This is a genomic window from Natroniella sulfidigena (assembly GCF_023223645.1).
Classification (GTDB): Bacteria; Bacillota; Halanaerobiia; order Halobacteroidales; family Halobacteroidaceae; genus Natroniella; species Natroniella sulfidigena.
In genome coordinates, this window is the sequence record NZ_JALKBY010000006.1 from 95869 (window position 1) to 108268 (window position 12400).

13 protein-coding genes are annotated in these 12400 nt (G+C 35.6%); 2 read left to right on the plus strand and 11 right to left on the minus strand.

Annotation, left to right across the window (positions count from 1 at the left end; genetic code table 11):
• Positions 1-218: 218 nt before the first annotated feature.
• The 10 genes from MWH28_RS05505 to MWH28_RS05545 all read right to left on the minus strand — a co-directional run bounded on the left by MWH28_RS05505 (position 219) and on the right by MWH28_RS05545 (position 9601).
• The gene (locus tag MWH28_RS05505; RefSeq protein WP_248618305.1) at positions 219-1235 is read right to left on the minus strand and encodes a YncE family protein; all 1017 of its coding nucleotides are present in this window, start codon (positions 1233-1235) and stop codon (positions 219-221) included.
• Between the two features lie 138 nt (positions 1236-1373).
• On the minus strand, positions 1374-1496 hold the full coding sequence (locus MWH28_RS12840) for a hypothetical protein (protein WP_282580137.1): 123 nt from the start codon (positions 1494-1496) through the stop codon (positions 1374-1376).
• Positions 1497-1727: 231 nt separating this feature from the next.
• On the minus strand, positions 1728-2339 hold the full coding sequence (locus MWH28_RS05510; RefSeq protein ID WP_248618306.1) for a methyltransferase family protein: 612 nt from the start codon (positions 2337-2339) through the stop codon (positions 1728-1730).
• A gap of 203 nt (positions 2340-2542) precedes the next feature.
• Positions 2543-2788: a DUF2933 domain-containing protein gene (locus MWH28_RS05515; protein WP_248618307.1), complete on the minus strand. Its 246-nt coding sequence runs from the start codon at positions 2786-2788 to the stop codon at positions 2543-2545.
• A gap of 29 nt (positions 2789-2817) precedes the next feature.
• Entirely contained in the window at positions 2818-4002 is a 1185-nt protein-coding gene (locus MWH28_RS05520) for a YibE/F family protein (protein WP_248618308.1), read from the minus strand.
• 20 nt (positions 4003-4022) lie between these two features.
• Entirely contained in the window at positions 4023-4850 is an 828-nt protein-coding gene (lgt, locus tag MWH28_RS05525; protein WP_248618309.1) for a prolipoprotein diacylglyceryl transferase, read from the minus strand.
• A gap of 427 nt (positions 4851-5277) precedes the next feature.
• Complete coding sequence (locus MWH28_RS05530; RefSeq protein WP_248618310.1) at positions 5278-5823, minus strand: hypothetical protein; 546 nt, start codon at positions 5821-5823, stop codon at positions 5278-5280.
• 179 nt (positions 5824-6002) lie between these two features.
• Positions 6003-6257, minus strand: a complete 255-nt coding sequence (locus tag MWH28_RS05535) for an SHOCT domain-containing protein (protein WP_248618311.1) — start codon at positions 6255-6257, stop codon at positions 6003-6005.
• A 175-nt stretch (positions 6258-6432) separates the two neighbouring features.
• Positions 6433-6936 carry a Spy/CpxP family protein refolding chaperone gene (locus MWH28_RS05540; protein ID WP_248618312.1) on the minus strand — a complete coding sequence of 168 codons (504 nt, stop codon included), beginning with the start codon at positions 6934-6936 and terminating at the stop codon, positions 6433-6435.
• Between the two features lie 187 nt (positions 6937-7123).
• Positions 7124-9601, minus strand: a complete 2478-nt coding sequence (locus tag MWH28_RS05545; protein WP_248618313.1) for a heavy metal translocating P-type ATPase — start codon at positions 9599-9601, stop codon at positions 7124-7126.
• 352 nt (positions 9602-9953) lie between these two features.
• On the opposite strand from MWH28_RS05545, the gene MWH28_RS05550 reads away from it, so the two are divergent.
• The gene (locus MWH28_RS05550; protein ID WP_248618314.1) at positions 9954-10292 is read left to right on the plus strand and encodes a four-helix bundle copper-binding protein; all 339 of its coding nucleotides are present in this window, start codon (positions 9954-9956) and stop codon (positions 10290-10292) included.
• 59 nt (positions 10293-10351) lie between these two features.
• Positions 10352-10861, plus strand: coding sequence for a ferritin-like domain-containing protein (locus tag MWH28_RS05555; RefSeq protein ID WP_248618315.1), 510 nt, complete (start codon positions 10352-10354; stop codon positions 10859-10861).
• A gap of 44 nt (positions 10862-10905) precedes the next feature.
• On the opposite strand, the gene MWH28_RS05560 is transcribed toward MWH28_RS05555, so the two are convergent.
• Positions 10906-12354, minus strand: a complete 1449-nt coding sequence (locus tag MWH28_RS05560; RefSeq protein ID WP_248618316.1) for an alpha-amylase — start codon at positions 12352-12354, stop codon at positions 10906-10908.
• Between the last annotated feature and the right edge of the window lie 46 nt (positions 12355-12400).

A 12400-nucleotide genomic window follows, 5' to 3' on the forward strand; every position in this document is an offset into this window, starting at 1 on the left:
CATTAAAATTAAGTTAGATGATAATCAATTCACTTACTTTTTTCCTTCTACTACTACCACTATTTTCCCTGCTTTTTTATGATATTTCTTATATTTTCACATCCATTATAAAGTTTCTTTGTCGAAATTTAGCGGTTTTTGATTTCCCCCTATAAGAAAAAAGCACCCTTACGGGTACTCTTTACTGAATATAGGGTATTAGCCTATAAAAATAAATTTTATTGTTCAAGAAAAGCTATCTCGTGTGGATCATTACCAGTCTCAAGCTCCTTAATCTTCTCAAAGTTATTAGCATCAAAAATAATCAACCCATCTTCCATCTGATCAGTCACGAAAACCTCTTCTCCAGTTGGAGAAAAAGCTATATGATTAGGCTGAGGCAGATCTATTTCTTTAACTAATTCCCAGTCTTGTTCTGCATCAAAGATATAGACTCCACTACCTTCATCAGCTCTTCCTACTTCGCCACGAGACACAACCCAAACATAACGATCATCAGAAGATACTGCTACATCATGAGCATTCTTTCCAGCTGGGAGCTGTTTTAAAAGCTCTCCACTAACAGTATCTAAAACAGAAAGATTTTTATCACTATCAAGATAATTTACAACATAAAGATATTGATCATCATAAGAAGTTATGCCGGTATAAGCTCCACGTAGCGGCCATCTAGATTCAACACTGAAATCTTCCATATTCCCTACGACTACAGAAGTCTCAGAACTACTAAATCCTTCATTATCATCAGGTCGTGCTCCCATATAAACCTGCTCTCCATCATTAGAAAAACGCAAATGAGATAATTGCTCTAACGGCTCTGGCAAATCAAAAGTACCTACAACCTCATTCTTCTCGGTATCAATAACATGAGGTATCTGACCGATAACTAAGTAACGACCTTCTTGGTCAAGATCAATCCCATGCAGATCATTTCCAATATCTATAGAGGTTATTTCTTCACCGCTAAATGGATCAAGAACAAGCATATCTTGCCCTCCCATAAGACCGGTATAAAGCTGCTTCCCATCAGGTGTTACCTCTATTCCATGGGCAATATTTTGCTCGCTAACTTCAATCTCACGGCTTATCTCCCCTTCAGTACTATCATAAACACTTATAACCCCATCTGCAGCATTAGGAACAAAGGCATAATAATCTACATCACCACCCCAGTTACCAAACCAAGCTATTGATCCTACTGCTAATACTAGTAACAAAATTCCTAGTTTCTTCATTAAAAGTCCATCCCCTTTCTTATACTTAATACTCTCAACCCACTTCAATTAACAACTTACAATGCACGATTCACAATTAAGTTCACAATATCAAAATTAAAGCAGTGCAAGAGTCAATCTTTAGGAGTCAAAAGATGATTAATGACAGGAAAAATCATCATCATTATCATCCTTCTGCTCAAGAGCTCCCATCTTCTTACCAATCAAACCAAACAATCCTATTACAACTACAAATAAAAGCAACGCAGCTAAAGCTTCCATTTTACCACCCCTTTTCTTATTTCTACCTATTACCATACACCTGCAGGGTATAAGAGTATCAAAAAAACAATTATTAATCCTTCTATAATTTAAATTATAGAAGATAAATATTAAGAAACTATTAATAAACAATTAAAATTTCTTTAACAACTATCTTTTCTTTCGTCAAACTGTAACCAGAAGAAAGAAAGAGCGACATAAATATCGCTCTTTCTTTAAAATATTACATACTTAAAATACAAAGGGAATAAATTTAGCTGTAGTCTTCATATATTCTTGATAATCCGCACCAAACTCTTCTAATAAATCCTCTTCTTCTTTTTTAGCTAACCGATAGTACGAATATAATAAAATCGGCCACATGATCAATGTCAATATCGTAGGCCACTGAATCATCATTCCAGTAGTCAATAAAAACATTCCTAAATACTGTGGGTGGCGAATATAATTATAGATCCCGCTTTCAACTAACTCTCCTCGCCCACGATAGACATGCCACCATCCTACACCGATTATAATCAACCCTAACAAAAATATAATACTTCCTAAATCACAGATTAGTGTTGCCTGCTCAACCCCAAGCCCAAAGACCGCTAATAAATGTCCACTCTCATGAGCATAAGGGTTTAAGGTTGGAATATTATAACCTACTACCGAGCTCAAAAAATAGATTGTCAAGGGAATCCCATACATCTCCGTAAAGAGTGAAACAAAGAAAGCACTGACTACTCCCATTGACTTCCATTCCCGTTTCTTTCTTGGTCGAAGAAACCCTAACAAAAAGATTAATATAAATAATACATTGACTATCACTAGTTCCCATAATCCATAATCATAGTTCATTCTAATTCCTCCACTATACAGCAGTGTACAGTTAACAGTTGACGGTTGACAATTAAAAACCTAAGTTCAAAGAAGCTCTAAGGCTATAGATATAAGACTTTTCATAGTTCTTAAGCTTTTTTAAGATTTTGATTCATAACTGTAAACTGTAAACCGTAAACTGTCAACTTAATATTGTGGCACTTTTATGCCACAATATTGTATTAATGACAATCTTCCTCTTCCTCATCACCTTTATCCTTATGACACATTCCTTTCATCATAAATAAATGCATCAATGGACATAACAAAAAGATCAACCATCTAAAATTACCACCTGCCAAAGTATCTCTTCCTACTTCTAGGCCTGTTCCTCCTGCAAACCACCATATTCCAGCAAACATAGCTAGACAACAAAGTAACATCATCCACATATGGTTACCACCATGCTGATGCCCTTTCTTAGACATAAGATTACCTCCTCAAATTTAATTTAAAATTAATCTCGATACTTCTTAAGCAAAACTCCTGTTATTAATGCAGTTACGGGAATCGAAATAACTAATCCTATACTCCCTGTCAATCCCCTGACGACCTCAGTAGCAATCAAGTCTAAATTAATAATCCTAATCCAAGGCATCTCTGTCCCCATCAATAATAACAATAATGGAATTACTCCTCCTACATAAGCTAATAATAAAGTGTTGGCCATCGTACCCATAATATCACGACCTACATTCATACCCGATTTGATTAGCTCAACCTGTTCGATCTGGGGATTATTTCGCTTGATTTCAGCCATCGATGAGGCTACTGACATGCTGACATCTGTAACTGCTCCTAAAGAACCAATAATTATCCCTGCAAATAATAATCCTTGAATATTGATTGACTGATCCATCACCATTAACATTTGAGCTTCCTGACTACTAAATCCAGTTAAGTTCGCCAATCTTCCAATCCATAAAGCTAAAAATCCTGCTACTACAACTCCAACACTGGTACCTGCCATTGCTGCTAATGATTTAAAATTAAACCCACTGACCAATAAGAAGGTAGGAATTAAAATAATAATTGCACTTGCTACTCCTACAGTAATTGGGTTATGACCTGCCAACATTAACGGCAACATAAAGTAAACAATTGTAACTCCTGCTAAGAATAACGTTATTAATGTCTTTAACCCTTTGAACTTCCCTATCACTAATAAACAGACTATAAAGATGACTGCTAAATACAATAAGCTCTTATCTCGAGCAAGATCATATAAATAGATGCCTTCCAAGCTATCTTCTTCCATTGCTACTAAAATAACTTCCATATCTTCTTCAAGATAGAGATTGTAATAGTAGTGACCTTCTTGATAGGTATTATCAACATCAATCACTTCATCTTGATGTGGGCCTGTTGTAATCACAACTCTGGCCCGTTGATTTATCTGTTCTTCAGTACTAAATTCATCATCTGTTTCAACATCCTGCACTAAAACAACTCGACCTCGATAATAAACTTCTCCCTGTTCTGCTCCTTGCTCTACTTGTTCTTGTGGCTGCTGATCTACTTCTTCTGGTGGTGTTATTTGCTGCTCTGAACCATTGAAAACAACTTCTTCAGCCATAATAGTAGTCGTACCAACAATCACCATAATTAAAATTAACATAATTACCTTTAGTTTCTGATTCATATTTCTCAGCCCTTTACTCATTAATATAGAGAATAATAGATCACTACAGATAAGATCATCAAACCTATAACTACGAAATTATCCCTTATCTTTTCTGATTTATCTATTAGTTCCTCCTTAGCTGGCAATTTATTCTTTTTAAGATATAAACCTAACCCTGCTGTTACTATAATTAACAGTAAGCTGGTTACATGAGCTACAGTAAACTGCCCGACAACAATTGGATTGGTTCTGAAAAATTCAATAATTGCTCGATTAATTGAGAAACCAATTAGATAAAATACAAATAACTGACCATCATATTTAATTTTATCTCTATAGTTCCATAATATCAAGAACAATCCATAATTAAGCAGTGACTCGTAAATCTGGACTGGGTGTACAAGCTGATTATCTAACATCACACCCCAAAATCGCGAATTAGCCATTGGAATTCCAAAGACATCACAACCTACTCTAGCAATTGCTTGCCCTAAGATTATTGCCGGGCCAAATGCATCGGCAACCTTCCAGAAGGAGATTTTGTAATATTTAGTATAAGCCACTCCAAATAAGATCGCTCCTAGCAAACCTCCTTGAATAGATAATCCTCCAGTATGAACCATCAAGATCTGTCCTGGATTATTAAGATAATAAGTTGGATTAAAGACTAATACATAATAAATTCTGGCCCCAACAATTCCTGCTACCATACCCAGTAAGGCCAAGTTAAATACTTGATCTACATCTAACCCTTTTCGCTCTGCTTCCTTTTGAACTACATATATCCCTGCTAACATTCCTAAAGCAATAAATACTCCAAATAAATGAACGGAAAAAGGTCCTAGGTGAATAATTGCTTCTCTCATTTTTTCAACCCTCTCTAATATTTAGCGATTAGTAATTAGTAACTTGTAGCTAGTTGAAATAAATATTGAAACTTAAAACTTAATTGATATATTGTGTCACTTTTCATTCGTGCAATAATGTGTTTGTGTAGGGGCGAACCTATGTGTTCGCCCTGGTTTTGATTTCATCCTTGGGGCAGACACATGGGTCTGCCCCTACAAATATCATTTCTGCCCGCCAAAACAAAAGTGACACAATATTGTAATTTCACTCCAACAGCATTTAAACATTTAATCTTCAACTACTAGTGTTAGTTATACACATTTGATAATCAGTATCATTACTATTATATGAAATAGCTAATAAAATCACAATGGAAATTACCACTATAATAATCGTAATCCCTTTTTATTCCCTTCTCTTTTATCTTCTTCCTTTAAACTTTCCTTACTCCAATCCCCACTCAAATTGATGCTCAGCACCATTAATCTCTTTAAACCTCAACTCAATAAAAGTTGTATTATCATCAATTAGTAATTGACCTTTTTCAGTCTCGTTGCTAACTTCTAATTTGCCACTAGGATGATGACTATCTTCTTGTACCCACTCCCAGCTTACTCCTTCTGCCACTCCATTATCAGTTGTAACTTCAGTAACCTCTTCAATCTCCAAGTCTAATAAATTACCGCTATGAGTATCCATATAAACTTCAAACTCTAACCCCTCTTCAGCTTGCTCAGGATTTGATAAAAAAGCTCCAATCGTTACTCCAGCTTGATTAGAACTACGACTCCAATCCTCTTCAACTACCTCAGCTTCAGTAACATCTTCTGGTAAATATTCATCTTCAACCTCTTCAGCCGCAGATACATTATTAGTATTTAACTCATCATTTCCAGTTTCACTGGTTCCTAAGTAGTAAGCCCCCCCCAGAAAAACTAACACTCCTATTAATAAAACGCTTAGATTCTTTTTACTTGGTTTAAAGCACATTTTTATAACCTCCTTTTACATTATATATAGTACCCAGGTAAGGTATATGCAAGATGAAAAAGCTGGCTTTGCCAACTCAGTTTAAGTCTAAGATTGAGTTTAAGTAAAACCAACAAATACAAGCTAGTAAAAGTTATCCCCAACCTCTAAAAAGCATAATTTCCTTAATGCTAAAAAAATTAATCGTTCTTTAAATCATTCAGTAGTTTTTGATACTCTTCTTTACTGATCTCTCCGCGAGCATATCTCTTCTTAGCTATTTCTATTGCATCTTCTGATTTAGTTTTATTCAATTGTTTATTACTGTAATTATTATTAGTAGTTAAACCTTTGATCAAATAAATCGCTAATGCAATAATTATTATCCAAAAAATTGCCATTCCAATCATATGCAACCATCCTGTTCCATATCCATATCCCCAATTATGCATCATTAAGATCTCCTCCTTTTAATTGATATTTAGTGTCAGTGTGAGTAGTGTGTGTGAGTAAAAGCAAAACCTTAGTCCTTATGCTTTTGACCTCACTCACACTCGCACACATAACTGACACAATATTGTAATTTCTCCACAAGAAGAAACAAGGACTCCACTGAGCCCTTGTTTTATATTACCAACCCATCATTCCACCATGATGACCTCTTCCCATATGAGAAGAGTAGGACCCTCTTTCAGAATATCCAGGGCAATCAAATTCGCTCATACCACCCATCATATATTTAGAATCACTCATTCTATCCAACTGCTCGGTATTCAATATATCTCTTAACGCCAATTGATAATCTGCTCGTAGTGCATCTAACTCTCGCTCTAACTGCTCAACTTCTGCTTGCTGTTTTTCAATTCTACTGTTGCTTACCTCAGCATCAAAATATAATTCTCGCAATTCATACCTCTTATCTCTCAATTCATAGCTAAGCTCTCTAGCTTGACGATAATGATCTTCAGTCAACCTATCTATTTCTTCAGACTGTTCTTGAGACAAATCTAATCCATCCCAACCTCTTTCTTCATAACCTCTATGGTTTCTTCCGCTCATCATTCCATACCCTAAAGCGGAAAAACCAACCAATAAAGTAAGCACTACTACTAAGCTAACAATCCGCTTATTCATCTCTATCTCCTCCTTATTAAATTCTATTTACCTTTGTCAATCTTATTATATGGCAGAAATATTAAGAAAATATTAAGAAAATAATAAGTTTCATTTAAAATTTAAGATTCTATTAAGCTACTTACTAATATACCACATTTTTAAATAAGTAATCCATCTGAATTCAGATGGATTACTTATCAATCAATTAATTTTTATAAGAAGGCTTAATATTAACTTTTTTCAATCGTGTAGAGTTCAAAACTACATTGATTGAACTGGTAGCCATTGCTGCAGCACCAATAATTGGGTGAATTAACCCCATAAAAGCTGCTGGGATAGCTAACGCATTATAGAACCACGCCCAGAAGTAATTCTGTTTAATCTTCTTAAAGGTAGCATTGGATAACTTAATACCTGAAATCACAGCACTTAAATCTCCACGAACTAAAGTAATATCTGCTGCTTCAATCGCAATATCCGTTCCGGTTCCAATAGCTATACCAACATTTGCTTGTTTTAGGGCTGGAGCATCATTAATTCCATCTCCGACCATAGCTACTGTATCATACTCTTCTTGTAACCTTTCTACTTCCTCTACTTTGCCATCTGGTAATACTTCAGCTAATACTCTACTAATACCTACTTTTTCAGCAATTGCTTTAGCAGTCCGTTGATTATCTCCTGTAATCATTGCTGTCTTAATTCCCATCTCTTCAATCTCAGCAATCGCCTGGATAGAGTCCTCTTTAATTGCATCAGCTACAGCTATAATTCCAGTAAGCTTGCCATCAACAGCCAATAACATAGCTGTTTTAGCTTCGTTTTCTAATCTCTCTAATTCTGATTGCTGTTCAGCATGCTCTATATTATTTTCATCCATCAGCTTTCGATTACCGATTAGTACTTCTTGACCATCTACTAATCCTCTAACACCTTTTCCAGTAATTGAAGAAAAATCTTTTGCTTCCTGGAGCTCAATATCTTCTGCTTTAGCTCCCTCCACAATCGCTTCCCCTAATGGGTGCTCAGAAGCAAGTTCTATACTTCCGGCATAGAATAATACATCCTGTTGACTATAGTCATTAAAACTCAATATATCAGTAACTTCTGGAGCCCCTTTCGTAATCGTTCCGGTCTTATCGAAAGCAATAATCTTTGTATCCTTAATCGTCTGAATTGCTTCACCTTTTCTAATTAAAACACCATTCTCTGCCCCTAAGCCACTACCAACCATGATTGCTGTCGGCGTAGCTAATCCCAATGCACAGGGACAAGAGATAACTAAGACTGAAATTGTAGCTAAGATTGCTAAAGCAAAGACTGACAATTCAGGAGTTATCCATGGTATATTAAGAAATTCCACAACTCCTAGATGAAATTCAGGAAATAACATCCACGAAGTGAAAGATAAAGCAGCAATTACTAATACCCCAGGCACAAAATAACCGGTGACTCTATCTGCAAATTCTTGAATCGGAACCTTAGAACCTTGACACTCTTCAACCATCTTAATTACTTGAGAGAAGAAGGTATCCTTACCTACTTTAGTTGCTTTAACCTTTAGCATACCTTGCTTATTAATGGTAGAACCGATAACTTCAGCACCTTCAGCCTTTTTAACAGGCACTGGTTCTCCAGTGGCCATTGACTCATCAACAGCACTCTGCCCATCGACTACTACACCATCAGTCGGAATCTTCTCACCAGGCTTAATCAACATTATATCGCCCTCTTGAAGCTCTTCAATAGGTATCTCTTTTTCTACACCATCCACAATTATTCTTGCTTCCTTAGCTTCCATCTCCAATAGCTTCTTAATTGCTTGCGAAGCCTTTCCTTTGGCTTTAGCTTCTAAATATCTCCCTACTAGATGTAAGGTTATAATCGAAGCTGCCATCTCCACAAAAGATATTATTGGTAACCAAAAAGCTAAAAAGTTCAAAAGATAAGCAATCAAAGAACCCATAGTCACCAATGTATCCATATTAGGACTTAAGTTTTTAACAGCTTTAAAAGTTGCCTTATGAGTCTCCCAACCAGCAATCACTATCGGTGGAAAACCTAAAATCGTAATGATAGTAAAATAATAAGGAATCTCTACAATAAACATATGAATCATCATTAAAATCATGATTGGAGCAGCAAACGAAATCCCAAGCATCATTTTTTTAAATGCTTGATCTATTTTCTTCTGCTCTCGATCCTCTTCTTGTTCCTTCTCTTGATCAACCACTTCATAACCTGTTGCTTCAATCGTATCCTTAATTTTTTCTGTCGTCAGTTGGCTAGGATTATATTTAATTGTAGCTTTTTCAATGTTAAAATTAACATTTACTTCTTTAACTCCAGGTAAATCTTTTAAGCTCTTTTCTATTCGCTGTGCACAAGCTGTACAGGTCATTCCTGCTAATTGTAAACTTAACTTTTTCTGCTGATCATCCATCAACTCAGCTTTATAGCCTGCTTGATCGATCAATTCAAGAACCTGATCAAGCTCAATTTCTGCCGGATTATATTCAATGTAAGCTTTCTCGACCGCAAAATTAACCTGTGCTGATTCTATTGCTTCTTCTTGTTGTAAAGCTTTCTCTACACGCTGCGAACAACTGGTACAAGTCATTCCTGAAACCTTTAAAGTGATCTTCTTTGCTTGATCACTCTTTATCTGTGCTGTAGAACTCATCTGTCATCCCTCCTCTAATTATTCCTTACTATATTATTTCCCCGCTAGTAAAATTAATACCTTTTTACCCCTAGGGGGTATGTCGTGTTTATAAGATTACCATACCTTGAGCATTATGTCAAGTCTTTTTCGAGTTCGTTGATATATAGCTTAAGTTTAAGGCTGAGGTTAAGTTTAAGTCAACCACTAGAAACATAAGGGCTTAGCTCTTACTTAGACTTACCTCCGGGTTTATAAAAACCCTTCGTAATAAAAACCATTTACTCAAACTTAAACTTAATTCTAATTATTCTTAGCATATTTTATCCGCTATAATCCAATAATAAACTAGAAGGAGGAAATACATATCACTATGACAACCCATATGGATAAATACCAGACCTGTATTGAACTGACTACTAAGTGCCTAAATGAATGTGAATTTTGTTTAGATGCTTGTTTGAATGCTACTGATGTCGATCAACGTATTACATGTATTGAACTACTCAGAGATTGTGCTGATATCTGTGCCTTAACTACCAAATTCATGACTAGAAATAGTAACTTTGCTACAGAGATCGCTAATTTATGTGCTGATATCTGTAATGCCTGTGCCACTGAATGTGAAAAGTTCGATGATCCACACTGCCAGCCTTGTGCTAAGATATGTCGTCAGTGTGCTACTGAATGCCGTAATATGGCTCAGTCTTAATCTGAATAGATCTCTATTCTATACTTCAAAATATTAATAATTATACGAGGAGGGTTACTTTGAAAAATTCACCACTTGACTTAGCGATTGAACTGGAGAAAAAAGGACACGAGTATTATCAAAAACATGCTGCTACTGCTGAAAACCCTTTAGCTAAAAAAGTACTATCCAGCTTAGCTTCCCAAGAACTGGATCATATCGACGATATTAAAGAGATAGCTGAAGGAAAAAAACTTTTCGATCCTGATTCTGACCAAGCAATAGATGATCTCGAAGCTGAAGTCAAAGAAGTATTTAATAATTTCTCAAAACAGGAACGACAAGGTTGGAAAGCAGAAAATAAAAAGGTTTATGAACATGCTATGAAATTAGAAAAAGATATCTATGAAACCTATCAACAATTAGCAGAAGAAGCTGAAGACGAAGATCAGAAAAAATTCTTCCAATCACTAATGAAAGAAGAAAGTAAGCATTTAGAAGCAATCGAAAATGTCTACTTTTACTTAACGAAGCCTAAAGAATGGTTGGCCCAAGAAGAGAGCAAGGTCTGGAATTGGATGAATCTTTAAGTTTAAAGAGACTGTTACTGAATATTTAAGTAACAGTCTCTTTATTATTCGGCCACCCAAACAGACCAACCTTGCTCTTCAGTTGCTTTAACTTTAAAATCTCCATAACCAAAAGTATCTGTCTTAACTCTTTCTTTTACATTTCCCGTATAATCATAAAAGAGAGTATCGGGCTGTCTAGAATTGATTCTTTTATTGATAATTCCTCCATCAGTCTGTTGAGTAATCATCATCACTAATCCACTACCAGCTACCTCTTTAGAACCTGCCCTCACATAAGAATAAGTATTGTGATCATTGGTTTCTGTTTCATAGCTTGGCCCGTAGGCAAATCTTCTTCTTGCTGCTAGCAACTTATCTAATCCTTCTTTCATACCATAAATATAATAATCCTTCCAAAAAACAGTCGGTAATCCATGTTCACGCATTAAAATATAAGTATAAGCTTGATATTTACGTTTAGAAATTGGCCTTATTCCATATCCTCCTTGATCACGATCGGTATCATGATTATCAATAAAGGTCACTGCTCGATTCTGATATCCATCTTTATTTACCAGACCACGCCCTCCTAGCCACCTTAGATCTAAATTTCCATCTCTTAATTCTTCAAATGCTTGACGTAAAGAAAAATCAAAAGTTTTCAATAACTGATTATCAACTGCATTTAAATAGCCAATTATCTCACCTTCACTTTCAAACCAAGCTTCTCCAATAAAACAAAGTTCCTGATTACATTCACAACTATACTGTAAGCTATTGATCCATTCCCGCATAAAATCAACATCAATATGGCGTACTGCATCTAATCTAAACCCATTAATTCCTATTTGATTAACAAGCCAACAGCCCCATTCTTTCATCTGCTCTCTTACTTGAGGGTTCAAATAGTCAAAATCAACCCCCATCAGATAATCATCCTCCCAGTGATAAGTATTGTCCCAGTTCTTTCCTTCAAATAAATATAAACTTCCACAGCCAATTCCTTCTATACAATCTGTCCCATTAAAATGCTGCCAATTCCACTCAAAGTTACTATACTTATCTCGACCAGAAAAATAAAATTTAGTCCAAACTTCTACCTCTTCTCCTGGTAAATTAGGACTATTTTCATCTAATCTTACAACTTCAGTCTCATCTGCACCCATCATATGATTTAAAACTGCATCATAAAAAACCTTGATCCCTTGTTGATGTAATTTTTTTATTGCGTGTTCTAGCTCATCTTTTGTGCCATATTTAGTTCTTGTTGTACCTTTTTGCTTAAATTCTCCTAAATCCCATAAATCATAACTTCCATATCCCACATCATCAATTCCTGCATTTCCTTTATTAGCAGGAGGAATCCACATAATTGTAATTCCTGCCCGGGCCAACTCCTCTGCTCGCTCGGCAAGTAGATTCCATAAATCAGCCTCCTCTGGATAATACTCAGCATAATCTCCTGTGTTCATCTCCCAGTAAAACCCCTGCATTAATGTTTGATTCTTCATTTACTTCACCTCATTCTAATTAGTCAGCAGTTACCAACTACTAAAT